17 protein-coding genes, 1 tRNA gene and 2 pseudogenes are annotated in these 21,263 nt (G+C 64.1%); 11 read left to right on the top strand and 9 right to left on the bottom strand.

Features of this window, described 5'->3' with window-relative positions; genetic code table 11:
* Positions 1 to 12: 12 nt before the first annotated feature.
* The 4 genes from ndk (at position 13) to C493_RS19665 (ending at position 5,376) form a co-directional block, all read left to right on the top strand.
* A complete protein-coding gene (gene ndk / locus C493_RS19680; protein ID WP_049889526.1) occupies positions 13 to 438 on the top strand; it encodes a nucleoside-diphosphate kinase in 426 nt (141 codons plus the stop codon).
* Between the two features lie 431 nt (positions 439 to 869).
* The gene (locus C493_RS19675; protein WP_049889525.1) at positions 870 to 1,274 is read left to right on the top strand and encodes a DUF7344 domain-containing protein; all 405 of its coding nucleotides are present in this window, start codon (positions 870 to 872) and stop codon (positions 1,272 to 1,274) included.
* Between the two features lie 187 nt (positions 1,275 to 1,461).
* Complete coding sequence (sod, locus tag C493_RS19670; RefSeq protein ID WP_007261249.1) at positions 1,462 to 2,064, top strand: superoxide dismutase; 603 nt, start codon at positions 1,462 to 1,464, stop codon at positions 2,062 to 2,064.
* Between the two features lie 186 nt (positions 2,065 to 2,250).
* Entirely contained in the window at positions 2,251 to 5,376 is a 3,126-nt protein-coding gene (locus tag C493_RS19665; protein ID WP_007261248.1) for an FAD-binding and (Fe-S)-binding domain-containing protein, read from the top strand.
* Between the two features lie 48 nt (positions 5,377 to 5,424).
* Here the strand turns inward: C493_RS19665 and C493_RS19660 are convergent, their stop codons facing one another.
* A complete protein-coding gene (locus tag C493_RS19660) occupies positions 5,425 to 7,257 on the bottom strand; it encodes a histidine kinase N-terminal 7TM domain-containing protein (RefSeq protein WP_007261247.1) in 1,833 nt (610 codons plus the stop codon).
* Between the two features lie 99 nt (positions 7,258 to 7,356).
* Here C493_RS19660 and C493_RS19655 point away from each other — a divergent pair, with 99 nt between their 5' ends.
* The 5 genes from C493_RS19655 (at position 7,357) to C493_RS19635 (ending at position 12,769) form a co-directional block, all read left to right on the top strand.
* A complete protein-coding gene (locus C493_RS19655; protein WP_007261246.1) occupies positions 7,357 to 7,629 on the top strand; it encodes a DUF5827 family protein in 273 nt (90 codons plus the stop codon).
* Entirely contained in the window at positions 7,626 to 8,492 is an 867-nt protein-coding gene (locus C493_RS19650) for a hypothetical protein (protein WP_007261245.1), read from the top strand. The genes C493_RS19655 and C493_RS19650 overlap by 4 nt, the downstream gene beginning before the upstream one ends.
* A gap of 132 nt (positions 8,493 to 8,624) precedes the next feature.
* Entirely contained in the window at positions 8,625 to 9,740 is a 1,116-nt protein-coding gene (locus tag C493_RS19645; protein ID WP_007261244.1) for a thiamine ABC transporter substrate-binding protein, read from the top strand.
* A gap of 15 nt (positions 9,741 to 9,755) precedes the next feature.
* Positions 9,756 to 11,651: an ABC transporter permease gene (locus C493_RS19640; protein WP_007261243.1), complete on the top strand. Its 1,896-nt coding sequence runs from the start codon at positions 9,756 to 9,758 to the stop codon at positions 11,649 to 11,651.
* Positions 11,648 to 12,769 (top strand): ABC transporter ATP-binding protein, encoded by a 1,122-nt coding sequence (locus C493_RS19635; protein WP_007261242.1) that lies wholly within the window; start codon positions 11,648 to 11,650, stop codon positions 12,767 to 12,769. The genes C493_RS19640 and C493_RS19635 overlap by 4 nt, the downstream gene beginning before the upstream one ends.
* 58 nt (positions 12,770 to 12,827) lie before the next feature.
* Here the strand turns inward: C493_RS19635 and C493_RS19630 are convergent, their stop codons facing one another.
* Complete coding sequence (locus C493_RS19630) at positions 12,828 to 13,406, bottom strand: MBL fold metallo-hydrolase (protein WP_007261241.1); 579 nt, start codon at positions 13,404 to 13,406, stop codon at positions 12,828 to 12,830.
* A gap of 236 nt (positions 13,407 to 13,642) precedes the next feature.
* Here C493_RS19630 and C493_RS19625 point away from each other — a divergent pair, with 236 nt between their 5' ends.
* Together C493_RS19625 and C493_RS19620 are read left to right on the top strand one after the other, a co-directional pair.
* Positions 13,643 to 14,863: a helix-turn-helix transcriptional regulator gene (locus C493_RS19625; RefSeq protein WP_007261240.1), complete on the top strand. Its 1,221-nt coding sequence runs from the start codon at positions 13,643 to 13,645 to the stop codon at positions 14,861 to 14,863.
* Between the two features lie 130 nt (positions 14,864 to 14,993).
* Positions 14,994 to 15,068, top strand: a tRNA-Glu gene (locus C493_RS19620).
* Positions 15,069 to 15,624: 556 nt separating this feature from the next.
* Here the strand turns inward: C493_RS19620 and C493_RS19615 are convergent.
* The 7 genes and pseudogenes from C493_RS19615 to C493_RS19585 form a co-directional block, all read right to left on the bottom strand.
* Entirely contained in the window at positions 15,625 to 16,425 is an 801-nt protein-coding gene (locus C493_RS19615) for an alpha/beta fold hydrolase (RefSeq protein WP_007261239.1), read from the bottom strand.
* 245 nt (positions 16,426 to 16,670) lie between these two features.
* A pseudogene (locus C493_RS19610) lies at positions 16,671 to 17,063 on the bottom strand (ABC transporter permease); the annotation flags it as partial.
* A gap of 13 nt (positions 17,064 to 17,076) precedes the next feature.
* Complete coding sequence (locus C493_RS19605) at positions 17,077 to 18,282, bottom strand: RNA-guided endonuclease TnpB family protein (RefSeq protein ID WP_007261237.1); 1,206 nt, start codon at positions 18,280 to 18,282, stop codon at positions 17,077 to 17,079.
* A gap of 2 nt (positions 18,283 to 18,284) precedes the next feature.
* Positions 18,285 to 18,620: an IS200/IS605 family transposase gene (tnpA, locus tag C493_RS19600; RefSeq protein WP_394295418.1), complete on the bottom strand. Its 336-nt coding sequence runs from the start codon at positions 18,618 to 18,620 to the stop codon at positions 18,285 to 18,287.
* A gap of 242 nt (positions 18,621 to 18,862) precedes the next feature.
* Positions 18,863 to 19,318: pseudogene (locus tag C493_RS19595) on the bottom strand (ABC transporter permease); the annotation flags it as partial.
* Positions 19,315 to 20,346, bottom strand: a complete 1,032-nt coding sequence (locus tag C493_RS19590; RefSeq protein ID WP_241430926.1) for an ABC transporter ATP-binding protein — start codon at positions 20,344 to 20,346, stop codon at positions 19,315 to 19,317. The gene C493_RS19590 and the pseudogene C493_RS19595, both read right to left, overlap by 4 nt.
* Before the next feature lie 305 nt (positions 20,347 to 20,651).
* Positions 20,652 to 21,161, bottom strand: a complete 510-nt coding sequence (locus C493_RS19585) for a hypothetical protein (protein ID WP_049889524.1) — start codon at positions 21,159 to 21,161, stop codon at positions 20,652 to 20,654.
* Positions 21,162 to 21,263 lie beyond the last annotated feature (102 nt).

Raw genomic sequence — 21,263 nt, 5'->3', positions numbered from 1 at the left:
CTCCCTCGCGCCATCAGAGATGTGTATAAGAGACAGGGCGAGGTCGTCTCCCGACTCGAGGACCGTGGGCTCAAACTCGTCGGCATTAAAGTCGAGAATATGCCCCGCGAGCGGGCCGAGGAACACTACAGCGAGCACGAGGACAAGCCGTTCTACGACGACCTCGTCGACTTCATCACCTCCGGCCCCGTCGTCCCGATGGTCTGGGAAGGACAGGACGCCACCCGTCAGGTCCGCCAGATGATCGGCGAGACGGACCCGCTCGAGGCCGAACCCGGAACGATCCGGGGCGATTACGCGCTCGACCTCGGTCGGAACGTCGTCCACGCCGCCGACCACGAGGACGAGGGCGCAAACGAACGCGAAATCGGGATCCACTTCGACGACGACGAACTGATCGACTACGATCAGCACGACGCCGAGTGGCTCTACGAATAATCGGTCGGTAACTCGTCGAACCGATCGAACGCCGTTTTCTGCGACCGTTCGACCGTGAGCCTCGCCGTTCGTCTCTCGTCCACACGTTACCCGACCGACCGTTTCTTCGAGCGGCGAAACTGGTACCATCGCCCAACCGTCGTTGTGAGTCCCCTCACAACGAGTTGCGATACTGTCCTAAATTACAGCCGTTAGCGAGAAGGAGAGTATCTGAATATACTGTAGTATAAAACAATACCTAAGACATGTGTATTTTTCTAGGGAGACGTAACATCTAATGTGTCGGCTGTAGTAGGGGTGGGNAATATACTGTAGTATAAAACAATACCTAAGACATGTGTATTTTTCTAGGGAGACGTAACATCTAATGTGTCGGCTGTAGTAGGGGTGGGTGGTGGTCCGAATGGTAACATACGGTAGGTGGTTCGTGAATGCGTGAAACGGAGGGAGAATCGACGAGGATTACCGCACAGTCCACCCCGTCCATGGACGAGGTTTTCGATATCCTCTCGAACTGTCGCCGCCGGTACGCCCTCTACTATCTTTACGACCAACCGGACGACGTCGCCACGCTCGAGGAGCTTGCGGATGCGGTCGTCCGGCTCCAACACGCCAGCGTCGACGCCGAGCCGATGGTCAGCGACGCCGACGAAACCGAACTCGACCCCGACGAGCGCCGCCGACGGACGCGGCTGGAGCTTCAGCACACACACGTTCCGAAACTCGAGGACCTAGGCGTCCTCGAACTCGACCAGCGCAGCGAGACGGTCCGTTACTGGACCCAGCCCTCACTCGAGGAGTGGCTCGAGCACGCAAAGCACAAAGAACGGCTGTAAGAAGACCGTCCCACGAGACGCCGAACGTCAAACTCCGTCCGACCGTCTGAAAGCTTTAACTCAGTGTTCGTTGTGAACTCACTGTCGCCTGCCAACCGAGGAAAGCGACGCGTCGTGCACTGTGGTAGCGTTTCTTTCCTCAAAACTTAACAAGAACGCAGTAGACACCACACACGGGTGAATTCCAATGACTGACCACGAACTTCCACCACTACCGTACGACTACGACGCGCTGGAGCCGTCGATTTCCGAACAGGTCGTGACCTGGCATCACGACACCCACCATCAGGGCTACGTCAACGGCCTCAACTCCGCTGAGGAGACCCTCGAGGAGAACCGCGAGTCCGGCGACTTCGGTTCGACGCCGGGCGCGCTCGGAAACGTCACCCACAACGGCTGTGGACACTATCTCCACACGCTGTTCTGGGAGAACATGTCCCCCGACGGCGGCGGCGAGCCCGAGGGCGACCTCGCCGACCGCATCGAGGAGGACTTCGGCTCCTACGAGGGCTGGAAAGGCGAGTTCGAGGCCGCTGCCGGCGCTGCCGGTGGCTGGGCGCTGCTGGTATACGACCCCGTCGCCAAGCAGCTGCGCAACCTCGCGGTCGACAAGCACGACCAGGGCGCACTCTGGGGCGCACACCCCATCCTCGCGCTCGACGTCTGGGAACACTCCTACTACTACGACTACGGTCCGGACCGCGGCGAGTTCATCGACGGCTTCTTCGAGGTCGTCAACTGGGACTCGGCCGCCGAGGAGTACCAGAAGTGCCTCGACCACTTCGAGTAAGCCAGCCAGTCGTCTCCGCGACGAACGAGTCAATCCCGACGTTTTTTGCGCCGCCAGTCATCCACGCTCGAGCCCTGCGTCTCTGAGCCGCGTTTCGGCGCCGGACGGTCGACCGATACCGTTCGGTCGCGCCCAGTGTGTGATACCTACACCCACAGTTTTGGTGGTCGGCGGCTCACTGCTCGTATGGCTACGGAACAGCGTGGGAGCGACGACCGCTCGCTCGAGGTGTCGACGGCCGATACCGAATCGGAGCTTACAGCCGACGCGACGGACGCCCTCGCAGCCGATCTCGCAGCCGCCGTCGACGGCGACGTTCGGTTCGACGAGTACACGCGGGTGCTCTACGCGACGGACGGGAGCATCTACGGCGCCCAGCCCGCGGGCGTGGTCTTCCCGCACGACGCGGCCGACGTCCGCGAGGCGGTTCGCGTCGCGACCGACCACGGCGTCCCGATCCTCCCGCGCGGGGCCGGCTCCTCGCTCGCCGGGCAGGCCGTCGGGCCCGGCTGCGTCGTCCTCGACTGTTCGCGACACATGGACGAGATTCTCGAAATCGACGCGGACGCCGGACGGGCGACCGTCCAGCCCGGCGTCGTCCAGGACGACCTCGACGACGCCCTCGAGCCCCACGGGTTACGGTTCGCGCCGGACCCGGCCTCGTCGAACCGGGCGACGATCGGTGGCGGGATCGGCAACAACTCGACGGGCGCACACTCGGTTCGCTACGGGATCACCGACGCCTACGTCGAGGAGTGCGAGGTCGTCCTCGCCGACGGCTCGCAGATCCGCACGCGGGACGTGGTCCTCGACGGCCCCGAGTGGGACGCGATCGTCTCGAAGGACGACCTCGAGGCGAAAATCTACCGGACGGTTCGGCGCGTCGTCGAGGACAACGCCGACGAAATCGCGGATCGATACCCGGCGCTCAAGCGTTGCGTGAGCGGTTACAACCTCCAGAAGGTGATTCGTGAGGAGACGAAACGGGAAGGGATGGAACGGGAGTCGATAGCAGCTGACCCGGAAGATCGATCGAGCGACGAACGCGAGGACGGCGACAGAATCATCAACCTCTCAAAACTTCTCGTCGGCGCGGAGGGCACCCTCGGCGTCGTCGTCGAGGCCGACCTCTCGCTCGTCACGCGGCCCGAGCGGACCGCGCTCGCGGTCTGCTGTTACGACGACCTCCTCGAGGCCCTGGCCGCGGTTCCCGAGGCGCTCTCCCTCGAGGTCAGTGCGGTCGAACTCATGGACGAGGAGGTGTTCGGGCTCGCGGCCGAGTCGCCCGAGTACGCCGACTACGTCGAGCCGATTCCCGACGATACGGCGGCGGCGCTGCTGGTCGAGTTCGACTCGGAGGTAGTCGCCGATCTGGCCGACGCCGTCGCGGACGCGAGGGCGCACCTCGTCGACGACGGTGCGGCGTTCGAAGCCATCCGGGCCCTCGAGCCGGCCGAACAGGACCGACTCTGGAAGCTCCGGAAGGCCGCGATCCCGCTGTTGATGAGCATGGAGGGCGATCCGAAGCCGTACCCCTTCGTCGAGGACGCGTCCGTGCCGCCCGCAGAGTTAGCGGCGTACGTCGCGGGGTTCCAGGAGATCCTCGAGGATCACGACACCACGGCGGCGTACTTCGCCCACGCCGGCGTCGGTACGCTCCACATTCGGCCCGTCCTCTCCCTCAAAGACGAGGACGGCGTCGAGACGATGCGCTCGATCGCCGAGGACGTGACGGACCTCGTTCTCGAGCACGACGGCGCGTTCTCGGGGGAACACGGCGACGGCCTCGCGCGGACGGAGTTCAATCCGAAGCTCTACGGACCCGACCTCTGGCGGGCGTTCAAAGACGTGAAATCGGCGTTCGATCCGGACTGGCGCATGAATCCCGGGAAGGTCGTCTACCGCGACGAGGACGGCGAGCGAACCGACATCCGCGACCACCTCCGGTACGGTCCCGACTACGCCTCCCTCGAGCCGACGACGACGCTCGACTTCGACGACGAGGGCGGCTTCTCCCACCTCGTCGAACTCTGTAACGGCTGTGGCACCTGTCGGCAGACCGACGGCGACGTGATGTGTCCGACCTACCGGGCGACGGGCGAGGAGATCGCGACGACCCGCGGGCGGGCCAACCTGCTCCGGGCGGCGATCAGCGGCGAGATCGACCCCGACGAACTGTACGACGAACGCTTCCAGTCCGAGGTGCTCGATCTCTGTATCGGCTGCAAGGGCTGTCAGACCGACTGTCCGACCGGCGTCGACCTGGCGAAGCTCAAAGCCGAGGTGAAACACGAGTACCACGAACGCGAGGGGACGACCCTCCGGGAGCGGCTCTTTGCGGATATCGATCGCGTCGCCGCGGTCGGCAGCGCGCTCGCACCGATTTCTAACCGCGCGGTCGATCTCCCCGGCGCGCGGACGCTGCTCGAGAAAACGGTCGGCGTCGCGGCCGACCGAACCCTGCCGACGTTTCGGCGGGAGTCCCTCGTCGACTGGTACGCCGAGCGAGGGCCGCGGGTCGATGCGGAGACGGCCGTCGCGGGCGTCGTCCTCTTTCCGGATACGTACACGAACTACGCGACTCCCGAGGTCGGGAAAGCCGCCGTCCGCCTGCTCGAGGCGGCGGACGTTCGCGTCGCGGTGCCGGACCTCGGCCCGACGGGTCGGGCGGCCTACTCGCAGGGGCTGCTCGAGACGGCCGCCGACCGCGGCGCGGGGCTGCTCGACGACCTCGAGCCGTTCCTCGAGCGCGGCTGGTCCGTGCTGTTCGTCGAGCCCTCGGACGCGGCGATGGTCGTCGACGAGTACCGCTCGCTGCTCGCCGGCCGGGTCGACGAGCAGCGACTCGAGCGGCTTCGCTCGCGAGCGTTCGGCGTCTGCGAGTACCTCGATTCGTCCGGGCTCGACGACCGTCTCCCCGTTGACTCGAGGGCCGCCCGCGGCCGGCTGACCTATCACGGTCACTGCCACGAAACGGCCCGCGGCGCCGACCATCACGCCGTCGGTCTGCTCCGGCGGGCCGGCTTCGCGGTCGATCCCGTCGATTCGAGCTGTTGCGGGATGGCCGGGAGCTTCGGCTACGAGGCCGAACACTACGCGCTCTCCCGGGAGATCGGTTCGCTGTTGGACGCGCAACTCGAGTCGCGTCGAGCCGATGGGGCTGACGGGCGGGACGGAACCGGCGCGGACGAGCCGACGGTCGTCGCGTCGGGGACCTCCTGTCGAACGCAAATCGCGTCGTTCGATGGGGGCGGGGGCGACGACCGTCCGGCGCATCCGGTCGAACTACTCGAAAACGCGCTCGAGTCGTAGCCTGCAATCTCGTCCGGGACGTCCATCCTTCGGCTTAATCGACGGGAGTTATCGTCGATCCGACGGCGTAGACGACTCGAGCGCGCCCGTCGTGGCGTCGGTCGTCGGCGAACTGTCGTCACGGTTTCCGTCGGCGTCGTCACCGCGATCGTCCGCTCCACGATACTCGACTCCGCCGAACTCGAACCGAGCGCCGCCCGTCCCGCTCTCGGTCACCGTCACCGTCCAGCCGTGGGCGTCGGCGATCTGCTGGACGATCTGGAGCCCGAATCCGGTTCCTCCGTCGGTAGTCGAGTAACCGCCCTCGAAGATCCGGTCGCGTTCATCGGCCGGGATGCCGACGCCGTCGTCCTCGACGTAGAACCCGTCGATTCCGTCGGTGGCGGCGCCGCCGTCGGCATCGCCGACCGGGCCGACGGTGATCGAAAGCGACTCCCCGAACGTCGAGCCGTGTTCGACCGCATTCCGAAACAGGTTCTCGAGCAGTCGCTGGCACCGGTCGGAGTCGGCTCGAATCGTCGGGTCGCCGTCGACTGTCAGCGACGCGTCGTCGGTGTCGACGGTGGCCCAGGCGCGCTCGGCGAGGTCCTCGAGCGAGACCGACTCGGGGTCGGTGACGGTCTCTCCTTCGCGTGCGAGCAAGAGGACGTCGTCGATGATCGCCTCCATACGCTCGTGGGCGCGAGCGACCTCCGACAGGTACTGATCGACGTCGTCTTCGCTCTCGAGGTCGTTCTCGCGGGCCAACTCGAGGTAGCCGTCGGCCACCGTCAGCGGGTTTCGAAGGTCGTGGCTGACGAGGCTGGCGAACTGGTCGAGACGCTCGTTGTGGCGCTTGAGGGTCGCCTCGCGGCGCTTTCGGTCGGTGATGTCGTAGACGAGCGCCAGCCGGCCGACCTGCCGATCGCGGCCGTCCGTCACCGGCGTCACCTGCACTTCGTAGTGGCGGTCGCCGTAGTCGAGTTCGGCGGCGGCCGTCGTTCTCGTCTCCGTCAGGGCTCGAAAGCGGTCGATGACCGACGGCTCGTCGGCGAACACGGACTCGATGTGCCGGCCGATGAGTTCCCCTTCGGTAGCGCCATCGGCGTCGACGATCGCTCGTCCCGCCGCGTTAACGTCGACGATACGGTCGTGTTGGTCGATCACGAACACGCCCTCGGTGACGGTGTCGAGCACCCGATCGCGGGCGACCGGCACGATATCGATCAACTGGTACCGAACGATCGCGACGGCGTACAGCGTTCCGAGCAGAATGTAGCCGATCGGGGTCGTGTCGGCGGCCACCGGGCCGACGACGTGGACCGCGTTCGCGATCCAGGGGAGGATGGCGGCGCCGAGCAGGGCTGCGGCCTGTCCGCGATAGAGGGCCCGCGACGTGTAGAGGAACTCGAGGATGAGTAGCGTGATCGCGCCCATCAGCAGGTAGGAGTAGGCGGTGTGAACGCCGAAGGCGACCCCCCAGTCGACGGCGACGCCGGTCGGCACCGACGCGTCGGGTTCGAGGGAGTCGAAAAAGAGGTTCCTCGGATTGAAGACGGCAAAACCGACGGCGAGGATCGGCTCGATCGACAGCACGGCGAGGGTCCGTCGGGTGACCAGGTGCTCGCGACCGGTGTACTCGAGAACGAGCCAGACGCCGGCGATAATGCTGATTCCGACGCCGACGTACAGCAGTCGCTCCATCGCCACCGACACGGCGAAGCTGTCGGACGCCGTCGCGATGGCGCGGGGTCCGGAGAGAAACACCGATCCGAACAGGACCAGCGCGAGCGGCGTCGCACCGGCTTTCTCCCGGTGTCGCAGGACGACCCCACCGACCGCGATTCCGACGAGCGCCGCCACTCCGTAGAGAACGAGAATCGCGTCGTGGCTCACGACCATTGCCCTCATGATAGCTCGAATACACTAAAAACGTGCGGCCGTCTCGCAAACCGAGCGGGAACGAACGATTTAGGCGTTCGAGGGCGGAACTGATGGTAGATGCCCGTTCCAAAGTCCGAGTTCGACAGGCTGCCACCGTGTGACTTCTACACGCCCGAAGAGCTCCTCGAGGCCGACCAGATGTATACCGTCTACGAAATCGCCCGCCTTCTGCAGGGATTAGAGCCCGACGCGGAGATCGACGAGGGGACCGAGGACGTCCTGCTCGACTGGGCGATTCCGTGGATCATGACCAACGCCGACGATCTCGTGGTCGCCGAACCGCGCAGCGACGACGAACCCGGCTACTACGGCCTGAAAGAAGACGAATGATCCTCCTCGTGGTCGGCGCCGACCGCGTCGACGCCGGCAAGACGACGTTCTCGGCCGGCCTGCTCGAGCGAACCGGCGCCCGCGGCTACAAACCGCGGGCCGGCAACGACTACTGGTTCGACCACGACGACTGCCGACGAGCGCTCGCGGACGGCCGCCTCTACGGCAAGGACGCGACCCGACTGGCGGCGGCGGAAGGCCGCGACCGCCGGCCCGAACGGCTCAATCCCGTCCACCGACTCTGGCAACCCGCCCCCGGCGGCGGGACCGGCCTGCTCGGTCGAAGCGACCGGGAGTTCATCGTCGACCGCGTCGGGCGATCAGTCGGAGACGAAAGCGAGAACGAAGACGAAGGCGGGGACGACGAGCCGCTGTTCGTCCGCAACGCCACCGCGGAGATTCCCGACGCCGTCGCCGACGCGCTTCCGCTCGAGGACGCGATTCCCGTCGAGACCGTCGCGGAGTTCAACGAGGTCGCCGAACGACGATACGTCCCCGCCTTCGAGGAACTGGCCGCCGAGATCGAGTCGAGGGAGGTCGCCGTCGTCGAATCCTACAGCGACATCGCTCGACCGCTGCAGTCGATGGACCCCGCGGCGGTCAGCGCCGTCGCGGCCATCGAGCCCGGCCGCGCCCGGATCTACCCCGGCGACCGCTACTGTCGGGCCTGCGAGATCGCCAGCTCGAGCCCGCGAGACGGCGCCGTCGAGAAGCGCGTCGGTTCGGTCCTCGAGTATCTCGATCCGCTCGAGAGCGTCCCGTTGCAGCCGCTGTCAGGCGACGAGCGCCGCGATCCCGGCGCGATCGCCGACGCCAACGAGCCGGCCTACGACGCGTTGCTCGACGCGGCCGGAACGGTGTGAATCGGCCGTCGGTTCCGATCTTTTCGTCAGTACTCGCCGAGCCGGATATCACCCGTAGCGTACCGTATCCCTCCCTCCCGCAGCGATCCCTCGATCAACGGGGTTAAGACCACTCAGTTGAACCACCAGGTAATGGATCAACAGCGACGAACGTTTATCGGATCTGTTGGAAGCGCGGCCGCACTCGGACTCGCCGGCTGTCTGACTCGAGACGACGAAGAAAGCAGTTCGAGCGGCGATCCCGACGATCCGGACCTGGAGGGAACGCTGACCGTCGTCAGCTACGATTCGATGATCGACGAGGACAATCCCGCCGGCCCGTGGCTCAAGGAGGCGTTCGAGGAGGAGTATCCCGACGCCGAACTCGAGTGGGTATCGCTGCCGGACCAGGGAATCGCCCACTACATCAATCAGGCCCAAGGAGGGCAGCGAATCGACGCCGACGTCTACGTTGGACTGAACATCGACGATCTCGTGAGCGTCGACGACAATCTGGAAGAAGGCGGCCTCTTTCGCGAACTTAACACTGATCGGATCGACCGCTCGGGTCGGATCCGCGACGGGCTAGATATGGGCGACCCCCACGATCGCGTCCTCGCCTACGACACCGGCTACATCAGCCTCGTCTACGACGAGAACGTCGTCGACGAACCGGAGACGTTCGAGGATCTCACGGATCCGGCCTACGAAGGCGCGTTGATCGCTCAGAGCGCACAGACGTCGGACCCCGGGCAGGCGTTCCTGCTGTGGACGATCGACGCCTTCGGTGAGGACGGCTACCTCGACTACTGGAGCGAGCTCCGGGACAACGACATCCGCGTTCTCGACGGCTGGACGGAATCCTACTACGGACCGTACATGGAAGAAGAACGGCCGATGATCGTCTCCTACTCGACCGATCAGGTGTTCGCGAGCGCCGAAGGGCACGATCTCTCCCGCCATCAGGTCGCCTTCCTAAACGATCAGGGATACGCGAACCCCGAAGGGATGGGGATCTTCGAGGACGCCGAGGCGGTCGACCTCGCCTACGCGTTCCTCGACTTCGTCCTCTCGAACGACGCCCAGGCCGAGATCGCCCAGCGGAACGTCCAGTTCCCGGCCGTCGAAGCGGAGTACGTCGATCTCGACGACGACTTCGACCAGTACGCACACGTTCCCCCGGAGGCCGTAACGGTCGGCTACGACGATCTTCGCGGTAACCTCGACGGTTGGGTCGACGATTGGGGCCGCGAGTTCGCCAGCCACTGACGGGACATCCCGCTCGTGTCTCTCGACGCTCGTCTCAGCATCGATCGCGACCGCGCCAGCGCGTGGCTCGAGCACCACGCCCTCCCGGTCGCCGCGCTCGCGACGGCGGCCGTCCTCGTGGTCATGCTGTATTTTCCCGTCGGAATCGTCTTCAGCGAGGCGTTCCTCGAGGACGGGATTCCGACGCTCGGACACTTCACGGACGTGCTGACCGACCCCTTCTACTTCGGCGTTCTCGCCGACGTCTTCGCGGAGCCGCTCGCGCTCGGGACCCACCTCGGCTCGCTCGCCGCCTGGCTCGGCGCCGTTTCGATCTCGCTCACCGTCGAGTATCCGATCCCCGGCGTCGGGATCCCGGTGCCGTGGATCGGGCTCGACACGCCCGGCGTCCGGCAGGGGCTGTTCGGCTTTACGGCCTACCAGGCCGCGCTATCGACGCTCGCGAGCGTCGCGATCGGCCTTCCCGCGGCGTACATCCTCGCGAACTACGAGTTCTACGGCCGTCGGACGCTGCGGTCGTTGACGATCCTCCCGTTCGTGCTGCCGGGGATCATGGTCGCGGTCGGCTTCTACGCCATGTTCGGGCAGGCGGGAACGCTCAACACCCTCCTCGGCGCGGTCGGTCTCGGCCCGTTCGCGTTCGTCGAGACAAATCCGCTCGCGATCGTCGTTCTGGCCCACGCCTTCTACAACGCGCCGCTGGTCGCCAGGCTCACCGTCGCCGCCTGGGAGTCGGTCGACGCCCGAACCGTCGAAACCGCCCGCAGCCTCGGCGCGAGCGAACGCCGCGCCTTCCGGGACGTCGTCGTCCCGCAGCTCGCGCCGGCCGTCCTCACCGGCGCCCTGATGACCTTCATTTTCACGTTCATGACGTTTCCCATCGTGCTCGCGCTCGGCGGCCTCCAGCTCGCCACCGTCGAGGTTTGGATCTACGACCGCATCCAGCGTCTCGACTACGCCGAGGCCGCGACGCTCGCGATCCTCGAGACCGTCCTCTCGCTCGGACTGACCTACGCCTACCTCCGGTATGAGTCCGCGCAGGCGGGACTCGCTCGAGCGCCGTCGCCGCCGCCGAAAGAACGGCTGCTCCCCGACCTTCGAACGGCGCTCTCGCCGCGGCGGCTGGCCGTCTTCGGCTACGGACTCGTCGCGCTCGTCCTCTTCGTCGGGCCGATGGCGAGTCTCGTCGTCGGCAGTTTCACCGATGGCTCCGGGTTTACGCTCCGAAACTACGCGTTCTTGCTCGAGCGCCAACTCGAGGGGGCGAGCTTCCAGACGCAGCCGCTGCCGGCGATCCGGAACTCGTTGTTGTTCGGCGTCGCGACGCTCCTCGTCGCGGTGCCGATGGGCGTCGTGGTCTCGATGGTGACGGTGCGGGCGGGGCGTACCGGCCGGCTCGTCGATACCCTGGCGATGCTCCCGCTTGCCGTCAGCGGCGTCGTCTTCGGTATCGGGCTCTTGCAGGGGCTGGTCTTCGGGATCTCGCTGCCCGGCGGCTGGCGGTTTCAGGTGACCGGCGCCGTCGCCATCGTCGTCGCCCACGCGGTCGCGGCCTACCCGTTCGTGACGCGGAACGTCTCGCCGGTGCTCGGGAGTCTCGACCCGGCGATGGTCGAATCCGCTCGCGCGCTCGGCGCCTCGCGGGCTCGAGCGCTGCTGGACATCGAACTGCCCCTCGTCGCGAGCGCCATCGTGGCGGGGGCCGCCTTCGCCTTCGCCATCTCGATCGGCGAGTTCTCTTCGACGGTGATTTTGGCCAGCGGCGGCGAGCACTACACCATGCCCGTCGCCGTCGAACGCTATCTCGGCCGCCGATCCGGCCCCGCGATCGCCATGGGAACGCTCCTGCTGGTCGTGACGGCGGCGAGTTTCGTCGTCATCGACCGCGTCGGCGGGAGGTACGAACGGTGACCGAACTGCGACTCGAAGGCGTCTCGAAGTATTACGGGAGAGGTGGTGAGACGGCGGAGAATGGGTCCGTGACCGATAACGAGACCGGAACTGGAAGCGAAACCGAAACGGCCACTTCCGCCGGTACGGCCGCACTACAAAACGTCGACCTGACGGTCCGCGACGGCGAGTTCTTCACCCTCGTCGGGCCGTCGGGCTGTGGCAAGACGACCACGCTGCGAACGATCGCAGGGTTCGAAGCGCCGAGCGAGGGGACGGTCTCGTTCGACGGCGAGTCGGTGGCCGACGTCCCGCCCGAGGACCGCGACGTCGGCGTCGTCTTCCAGAGCTACGGGCTCTTTCCGCACATGACCGTCGCGGAGAACGTCGGCTACGGACTCCAATTCCGGGAGCCGCCGAACGGCGCGAGCGCCGACGACCGCGTCGCCGAGCTACTCGACCTCGTCGACCTCGCCGGAATGGACGACCGCACGCCCGACCAGCTCTCGGGCGGCCAACAACAGCGCGTCGCACTGGCTCGAGCGCTCGCGCCCGCGCCGGACCTCCTCTTGCTCGACGAACCGATGAGCGCCCTCGACGCTCGACTCCGCGAATCGCTGCGCCGACAGCTCACGCGAATCCAGTCCCGACTCGGGATTACGACCGTCTACGTCACCCACGATCAGGAGGAAGCGCTTGCGCTCTCGGACCGCCTCGCCGTGATGGCCGACGGTCGACTCGAGCAGGTGGGGACGCCACGGGAAATTTATCACGAGCCCGCGACGCGGTTCGTCGCCGAGTTCGTCGGCGACAACAACGTCTTCGACGGGACCGTCCGCGGGCACGACGGCGAGCGAGCGCAGGTCGACGTCGGCGGTGCGACGCTCGCCGTCGCCGGTGTTCCGCCCGACGCCTCGCGGGTGAGTTTCTGCGTCCGAGCGGCGGCACTCTCTCGCGACGCCGCCCACAATCGGATCGACGTCGCACTCGAGACCAGCGAGTTCCGCGGCGAGAGCGTCAGAGCGTACGGCGAGTGGAACGACGCCCCGATCGTCGTCCGGCTCGATCGCGTTCGTCGCGACGGCGAGTGTACCGTCGGATTCGATCCGACGGACGCACACGTCCTCGAGGTGCAGTGACCGATCGGCGATGCGGACGCCGCGGCCGGACCGATCCCGATCCCGATCCCGATCCCGATCAGGCCCGTCGCGCCATCTGCGAGGAGAGTTCGACGTGATCGTAAGGGTTGCGCGAAACGCTCGGTCCGTGTCCCGTGTGCATCTCCTCGAGATCCTCGTCGATCCGCTCGAGGACGCGGTCGATGCTCTCGATCAGCGTCTGTCGGTCGCCCTCCTCGAGGTCGGTTCGGCCGAAGCTCCCGTTCTGGAAGACGAGGTCGCCCGCGAAGAGGACGCCCGCGTCGGGCGAGTAGAAACAGAGGTGGTCGTCCTTGTGTCCCGGGGTGTGAAGCGCGACGTACTCGTGGTCGCCCAGCTGGACCGTCTCCTCGTCTTCGATCGCGCGATCGACGCCGTCGATCGACGTGTCGTACCCCCACACGTCGACGCCGAAGGCGTCCGTGACGGCCTCGAGGTTCCCGACGTGGTCGCGGTGCGTGTGCGTGAGGACGACGGCGTCGAGTCCGTCGACGCGGTCCCGGATGGCCGCGGCGATATCGAAGTTCGCGCCGGCGTCGATGAGCACGGTTCGCTCGCCGGTGACGAGATACGCGTTGCTCGTAAACGCCTGTACTCCCTGTGCGAGATTGTCGATCATAGTCGGGGATACGCCGTCGACTGGTTTGTGCGTGTCGACACGACACGAGACGACACGGCACGACGTCACGGACTCGACGCCGCAATAGTAGCTCGAGTCAACTGCGGTGGTGGTGTGGCTGACCAACCGCAGGGCGAAACGGGTGTCGGCGAACGGAAAACCCCCGATATTGGCTGTCCACGGCGGCGAAGCCGTATTCACAAGCATTTTTAGCTCCGGCACGTAGTGATAGACGAATGAATCGGTCGGTCTCCGTTGGCGTCGTCGTTCTCATCGTTGCGGCTCTCGCTGCTGTCGGCGTCACGCCGGTGGCGGTTGCCGCTACGGCGGCGGAGCCGACGACGGCACATTACTCGTCCGTCGAGACACCGATCCAGTTGCAGTCGTCCGACGAGTTCGATACCTCACAGGACTACGACCAGACGACCTTCGAAATAACCGTTCACGAGAACGGGAGTGCGACGTGGACGTTCCGCCACGAGCACCACTTCGACACCGGGAACGAATCCGAACAGCAGGAGGCGTTCGAGGAATTCGCCGACGAGTTCGAATCGGAAGAGACCGGCCTCTACGAACGGTTTACGGAACAGGCGACGGACATGACCGAGCGAGCCGACGAGCGATCCGAGCGGGAGATGGAGGCCACGGACTTCGAGCGAACTGCGACGATCGACGACCGACTCGGTACGCGCGGCGTCGTCGAGATGTCGTTTACGTGGACCGAGTTCGCTGCCGTCGACGACGACGGCACCGTCACCGTCGGCGATGTCTTCGAGGACATTTACATCGCGGAGAATCAGGCAATCGTTATCGAGACCGGTGAGGGGCTGCGGTTCGACCGCGTCGAACCCGCCGACGAGGCGCAGTATCCACGCAGTAACGTCGAAGATTCGAATTCGGTCCGCTGGAGCGGGGAACAGCAGTTCTTCGACGGCCAGCCTCGAGCGGTACTCGTTCCCAACGAAAGCGCAGACGAGGGGTCGGCGGTCGTCGGCGATGCCGCGTGGCAACTCGCACTCGGCGTGTTGGCCGTCCTGGTCGTCGGCGGCGGTGGCGCGTGGTATTACAGACGGTCGTCCGACGAGTCGTCGAACCCCGACGACGGCACGGAACCGGAGCCGCCGGCACAGTCCGTCGCTGGCTCCCCACCGGACGAACCCGCGGCAGCGACCGCGCCGCCGCCGACGCCGGACGACGCGTCGGAACCGGAGCCGATAGCCGACGACGAACTCCTGACCGACGAGGACAGAGTCGTCAAACTCATCCGCGAAAACGGCGGTCGAATGAAGCAGGTCAACATCGTCGAGGAGACCGGCTGGTCGAAGTCCAAAGTCAGCATGCTCCTCTCCGATATGGCCGACGAAGGAACGATTAGCAAGCTTCGCGTCGGCCGCGAGAACATCATCAGTCTCGAGGGCTACGAGCCGGAGGCAACGAAGTCGCCCTTCGAGGAATAAACGTGTCAGACGCCGCATTCGTGGTACGGCACGACAATCCCGGATCGAAACGGAATGCTTAAACACCACAGCGCGTAACGATTGAATGTAGACGAACGCGCCGAGGCCCGGTAGGGCTGACGCACGATGGGCTCCGATAGTGTAGTCCGGCCAATCATATTGCCCTCTCACGGCAATGACCAGGGTTCGAATCCCTGTCGGAGCACTCCTTTTCCGACGCCTTCTTGCGGTTTTGGCCTACGGAGGCCAGCCGTGTTCGACTCAACGCTCAGGTCAAGTAACTTCGAAGGATTCACACACAATCACGCCGCCTTTCGATTTTCCCGTTTTGCCGGGCTATCCGGTTCGCAGGTCTCCCACGAAATCTCGGTCCAGTCAGGCGATTCCGGAATTTGCTCAGGATTACGCGATTCGCAGGAATGGTGCGGGAATCTCGAGGAGTTTGCGACTGTCGCTGCCGATAAGGGCTACGACTGGGAAGAGATTCGCACGAGGTTGCGTGCAGAAAGTATCACGCCGCTGATTCCGCAGCGAGACCCTGGAATGCGGGGGTGGGCGATGAATTTACTCATCAAGGATCGGGCGTCCCACCAGCGATCGAACCTGAATCAGTGGTTTTTCAGCGCGGATTGTTCGAACTGCTCGGCTTCTGTGAGGAATGACGTGACCGGCTCAGAGCAAAGATTCGCGATCGAGATCCCCTCCTCTACTGCCTCCGACAGACAATTTGTGAATCGTGTGACTTGAGGTCACTCGGTCGGTCAGAGAAACGCCTCGAGTTCCTCGGTCAACTCCGTCGGCGTCCCGAGTGGAACGCCGTGTCCGACGTCCGAGAAGCCGACCAGTTCCGAATCCGGGATCCGATCGGCCATGAACTCAGCCACCTCAGGGGCGTAGAGATTGCTCTCCTCGCCGTACGTGACCAGCGTTGGTACGTCGATCCCGGGTAGCGTCTCTCGGTAGTCGTTCGTCACCATGGCCACCCAGAGGTTGACCGCCGTGCTAGTGGGCGTCTTCTCGGTCTCTCGGATCACCCACTCGAGTTGCTCGTCGGACAGCGTATCGAGAAGATCGCGAAAGATGTCTTCGGCGACCCGAGCCCAGCCAGGCGTGAACAGCGCGAGCGTCTCGAGATTCTCCTCGTGACCGAACTCGCCGTAGAGACCCAGTTCCCACTCGTCGTCGGTGATCAGTTTCGGCGACATATCGATGAGGACGAGTCGCTCGAGGTCGTCGCAGCCGAACTGCTCGACGTACTCGAAAATGACGTGAGCGCCCATCGACCACCCGACGAGCGATACCGGCGAGAGGTCCAGATAGCTGACGAGTTCGTCGACGTCGGTCGCGAGCCGTTCCAACGTGAGCCCTTGCTCCGGATGATCGGAGTCGCCGTGCCCTCGAAGGTCCAATGAAACGACGCGGTACTCCTCCCGGAGAGCGCTGATCTGTTCGTCAAAGAAGTGACGGTTGCAGGTCCAGCCGTGGACGAAAACGATCGGCTCCCCCGCTCCCTTGTCCTCGTAGTAGAGTTCGACGTTGTCGGTGGTTGCGAAGTAGGGCATACTGCAACGGATCACGCTACATGTTAAATAACCACATGATGGTCGGGGAATCGAGACGCGAGTAGCTGTCGAGGGGAGTGCCGAAGTATCCGTCCACCGAGAGTCTCGACAGAAGAGAGCCGTCGACAGTACCGCGACATCTGCCGGATCGCTTCGATCGTCACCAAGCCGAGCACCGGTTCGGCACGGTATCGGTCGCGTGGGCCGCCGAAACACTCAGTGACGCCCTCGAGACGAGTCCGGCCTCAGTAGTCACCAAGGACGCCAAGGTGTCTCGCTCGGCGCGTCGTGTACTGGAAGAGGGCGAACCCTGCCACGAGATATCCCAGAGCAACACCAAACAGGAGTGTGAGTTCGGTCGGCGTAAACTCCCAGAGCCGTGTCCCGTCGATCATCGCACGCTGGAGGAGCGCACTTCCGTGAGCGAGGGGGAGAAGGGCCATCCAGCCGAGGTCGAACGCCGGCGCCGAAATCAGTACGATGAATCCGAACTGGAGGAGATTCAGCCAGTTGCCAATCTGCTTGTACAGGACCGTGATTCCGCCGGCCGCGAGCCCCAGACCGAGCACCGAAACGATGCTGAGCGTCGCGATGGTGACGATCGTGAAGAGGTTCAACTGGAGTGTCGTCCCTCTGACATCCTCCACACGGCTAAAGCCGTGGGGTTCCCCCACTGGGGGTTGAATCCACGAGTAGCGGGAGGTTCGCAGGTTCGTCGTCACGGTGGACGATGACCTGCGTTTCGGGCTGTGCCAGTACAGCCCCCGCCTCGGACAGCGGTTTCGAGAACTTGCCCAAGGCTCGTTTGCCGATATTCAGCGTGTTGCGAACCGAAGGTTCGCATACATCCGAAAATCGAAGATTTTCGAATACACCATTCTTGTCTGCGTTGTCGTCCAGCCCACACTCGGGACACTCGAAGTGTCCCTGCGTTGCTCGGACACCTTCGCAGGCACAGCGGTTGCACGTTTTCGACGTGTCGTATTCTTCGACCAACTGCACGTCGATACCCGAGTCGTGTGCTTTGTATTCGATGTAGTTCAGCAGGCGGGCGAACGGCATCTTGTGGGTCTTGTCGTTAACGTACCGTCCCTTGTGGTTGTCCTTGCGAATCCCACCGAGGTCGCCCACAACGATGACCGCGTTCCGTTCCTCGGCATCCTCCACGATTTGGCGAGCAATCTTGTGGAGACGGTCGTCCACTTTCCGTGCTTCGGCATTCCCGATACGTTTGACCACCTGCTGTCCCTGTCGAGGTTTTGCTTTCCCGATGGACTTGCGGAGTTGCTTGTAGTGTTCGCGGATGCAACAGACTTCTTCCCCGTAGAACGTCGTTTTGCGGTCGGAGAGGAACGCGCAGGTAGCGACCCACCGTGCACCCATGTCGATTGCCAGTACATCGTCGTACTCGTCGGCTACGGTCACAGACCGCTTGACGACGAGATGCACGTACCAGTCACCGTCATGGCGTACTAGTTCGCTGTCTCGAAGATTGCCCTCACGGACGAGTTGTGCGTCCTTTCGTGGAACGTGTGCGGGACACCAGATGGAGTTGCCCTGTCCTTTTTCAGGATCGTAGACGGGGACTTTCACCCACCATGACGAGAGAACGGTGTCTTCGTCGTAGGCCACGTCGAACACGTCGTTGCGAAGGACGACAGGTTGCTCCGTACCGGGATTCGGGTCTTTCTGCCGTTGGACTTTCGACGCCTGCTGGTCGGTCGCGGAGTAGAGATCGGCGTCTCCGCCGTGTACCTCGGTCTGGAACGCCTCGTACTCACGCGCGAGCAGGTCAGCCTTCCTGTTGGTCAGCGAGTGGAGTTTGACCCGCACCGTGGTTGAGACGTTCCGTTGCATGACTACTCACCTGCTTGGGCGTCGATGTACTCCTCGATGACTTCGCTGGAGACGTCGCCCGCACTTGAGACGAAGTACGAGCGCGTCCACAGCGACGGCAAGCCGAAGTCGAACTCGTCGCGGAGGTGGCGCGAGGAGTAGCCCTTGACCTGTTGCATGATCTTGTTCGGGGCGAGCGTCGGGTCGCCCGTGATGAACAGGTGTACGTGGTCGGGGCGAATCGCCAACTCCAGTATCTCTAACCCGAGTTCGTCGGCTTTCTCCTCGATGAGTTCTTCGAGGCGGTCACGTACCTCGTCCTCAAGCACCGATTTGCGGTACTGAGCGGGATCGAAGATCCCGCGAGGTACGCAAAGCTACGCTTTGCTTGATTTCGGGCACCAGATGAAGTGATACTGGAGTTTGTGGATGTTGGTACGTTCCCTGTCGAACCCACGAGGCATCGTTAGTATATAGATCATACTTATCTAAAGATGTTACGCAAGCATCCAACCCCAGCCGTGGCTACGAGCGTGGAGGGATTCCCAGTTGTCGGCTTCATCCCACGGCTAAAGCCGATGGGCTTTCGCCTCGCTACCGCTGTAAGCACGATCATGAAACCCAGGAGTATCGCCGACGTGAGAAACGTCCGGCCGATCTTGGCGACGCCTTTCAGCAGCGCTACGGGGGCGAACCCGAACGGCGACATCACGTGCCGTTCCAGGGTCCCCCACTGCACCTCACTCGCAATGTCGTTCGAAATCGAAGAGTAGGCACCCACCGAGAGCGTCCACAAGAAGTAGCCCACGATGATCCCCTCGATCGAGTCTGTGAGCGCCTGTCCGGCGACCATCTGCCCACCATAAAAGAGTACGGCGAAGAAAAACAGTGCGATAACGATGCCGCCGATAGCGTTGGCTGGATAGCGAACGAATATCAGGTATTCTCGGTAGAGAACGGCCCGCGAGAGGTGATAGTACCCGGCCTTGCGCGGTGAGGTTCCGTCGGTTCCGGGTTCCTCGCTGCCGTTACTTCCGCTGGGAGAGTGAGTCGTCATCGCTCCCCCGGAGTGCGGTCACCTGCCGTCAGATCGACAAACACATCCTCGAGATCGGGTTCGACAGTCCGGACGCGACCGAGGGTTACGTCACTCGTCCGGAGCAAGGCCAGAAGCGCGTAGAGCCCGTCGCTGTCGGTCGTCACTTCGATCTGATAGCCGGCTTCTCGGGCGTTAGCGCTGAACGTGTCGAATTGTCCTCGGAGAGTCGACACAATCTGGGCGTCGAGATCTGTGCTCGTGATCTGGACGCAGTGTAGTCCAGTTTCGCGAAGGAGCGAGTCGACGGTGTCGTCGGCGATAATTTTGCCCGCCGACATGATGAGGACGCGATCGCAGACCGTCTCCACGACATCCATGTCGTGGCTGCTGAGAATAACGGTCAGGTCCTCTTCCTCGACGAGCCGGCGCAGCTCTCGCTGGAGGGTTCGTGAACTCTCGATGTCCAGTCCGAGCGTCGGTTCGTCGAGGAAGACGACCGTTGCTCCCCCGGCGAGAACGCTCGCCAGCGACACCTTTTGTTTCATCCCGCGTGAGAGGTCACGAACGGGAACGTCCGCTTTCTCCGCCAGTCCCAACTGCGCAAGGAGTCGGTCGTGGCGGTCGCGTACCGAATCCGGGTCGACACCGCTAATCGTCGCGAAGTACCGGAGATTCTCGCGGACGGTCAGCCGCCAGTAATCGTTGCGCGCCCCTTCCAGCATCGCATCGACGTGAGTGTACGCCTCTCGAGGCCGATCATAGACATCGATGCCGCGGATTTCGACGGTTCCTTCGTCCGGGAGGACCATCCCGAGAACCGATTTGATGAGCGTCGTTTTTCCGGCACCGTTCGGGCCTAACAATCCGACGATCGAGCCGGTTTCGGCGTCGAAGCTGACGTCGTCGACAGCGGTGACTGCATCTGCTCCGTCGCCGAACCGCTTGGAGAGGCTGGTGACAGAAACGGCGACCTCGCGGTCCGTCTTTGTCGCTCGAGCATCGCCGGAAACGGCGCCGTCGGAGACTCGATCTTCGTTCCCCGTCACCGCATCGAATGGAGCCCGGGCCGACACGTCCGACAGCACTCGCTCTCGGATCGTATCGATAGTCTCCTCGTCGCACGTGAGCCGACCGTCTCCGCACGTAGTCACGGCATCGGATAGGGATGCCAGCTACAAAAACGCGAGGCCAACGGGCCGCGTCCGCAGCGAGACTAAGATCATCCGTCCTCGATCACGACTCTCCAGGGGTGATCGCGACGACGGTATCGCGACGACCGGTGGCACGGAGACCGACGTCGCCCCTGTCGTTTCCGGAGCGCTCCAGATCAGTATCGGGACGGGACACGCATTCAGTACCGGATCGCCGCGTCGAAAATGCCGGCCGTCTGGCCGAACCCGACGAGTGCGAGTCCGCCAACCATGCTCGTCTGGACGCCCCAGATCAGGCCGACGGCGTAGAGGGTCACACCGAGTAGACAGCCCGTGGTACCGACCGCGTAGACCCACGTCCCCTCGTTGACCCGCCGCCCGGTCTCGACGAAGCCGGCCGCCGGGAGAAGCATCCAGCCGAAGAGGGCGACGGACGCAAGCGCCACATTCGTCGGCTCAAGCCGGAGTCCGACGACTCCACAGAGTGTGAGGACCGAACCGACGGCGATGATCCGCCACCACGTTCGCAGGACTCCCTCGCGCATGTCGGCGTAGCCGGTCGCCGCGAAGCCGACCAGCAGGACGGCCATCACGACGTGGGCGATAAACAGCGTGTGTTCGGTGACGACTGCGAGGGGGGCAGCCGTCACGAACGCCCAGGCCAACGGGACCAGCATCGGCGGGCCGAGTTCTCGAGCGCGTCTGAACATATCACCTGTACCGCTTATATACTGAACAGGCGCAATACCACGTCGTTTACGGCGTGGATACGCGCCGTCACTTGGGAATCTATCCACGCAAGGCTGCCAATC

This window comes from Natronolimnohabitans innermongolicus JCM 12255 (assembly GCF_000337215.1).
Taxonomy (GTDB): Archaea; Halobacteriota; Halobacteria; order Halobacteriales; family Natrialbaceae; genus Natronolimnohabitans; species Natronolimnohabitans innermongolicus.
The sequence above is the reverse complement of the archived record's forward strand: the minus strand, read 5'-3'. Positions and strand labels throughout refer to the sequence as shown.

What these genes read in the sequence shown, in the direction of transcription:
- C493_RS19650 (WP_007261245.1), top strand. Translation starts at nt 7,626, where the DNA reads ATGATCCTCCTCGTGGTCGGCGCCGACCGCGTCGACGCCGGCAAGACG.
- C493_RS19645 (WP_007261244.1), top strand. Translation starts at nt 8,625, where the DNA reads ATGGATCAACAGCGACGAACGTTTATCGGATCTGTTGGAAGCGCGGCC.
- C493_RS19660 (WP_007261247.1), bottom strand. Translation starts at nt 7,257, where the DNA reads ATGGTCGTGAGCCACGACGCGATTCTCGTTCTCTACGGAGTGGCGGCG.
- C493_RS19655 (WP_007261246.1), top strand. Translation starts at nt 7,357, where the DNA reads ATGCCCGTTCCAAAGTCCGAGTTCGACAGGCTGCCACCGTGTGACTTC.
- C493_RS19615 (WP_007261239.1), bottom strand. Translation starts at nt 16,425, where the DNA reads ATGCCCTACTTCGCAACCACCGACAACGTCGAACTCTACTACGAGGAC.
- C493_RS19585 (WP_049889524.1), bottom strand. Translation starts at nt 21,161, where the DNA reads ATGTTCAGACGCGCTCGAGAACTCGGCCCGCCGATGCTGGTCCCGTTG.
- C493_RS19630 (WP_007261241.1), bottom strand. Translation starts at nt 13,406, where the DNA reads ATGATCGACAATCTCGCACAGGGAGTACAGGCGTTTACGAGCAACGCG.
- C493_RS19665 (WP_007261248.1), top strand. Translation starts at nt 2,251, where the DNA reads ATGGCTACGGAACAGCGTGGGAGCGACGACCGCTCGCTCGAGGTGTCG.
- C493_RS19625 (WP_007261240.1), top strand. Translation starts at nt 13,643, where the DNA reads ATGAATCGGTCGGTCTCCGTTGGCGTCGTCGTTCTCATCGTTGCGGCT.
- C493_RS19605 (WP_007261237.1), bottom strand. Translation starts at nt 18,282, where the DNA reads ATGCAACGGAACGTCTCAACCACGGTGCGGGTCAAACTCCACTCGCTG.
- sod (WP_007261249.1), top strand. Translation starts at nt 1,462, where the DNA reads ATGACTGACCACGAACTTCCACCACTACCGTACGACTACGACGCGCTG.
- C493_RS19675 (WP_049889525.1), top strand. Translation starts at nt 870, where the DNA reads ATGCGTGAAACGGAGGGAGAATCGACGAGGATTACCGCACAGTCCACC.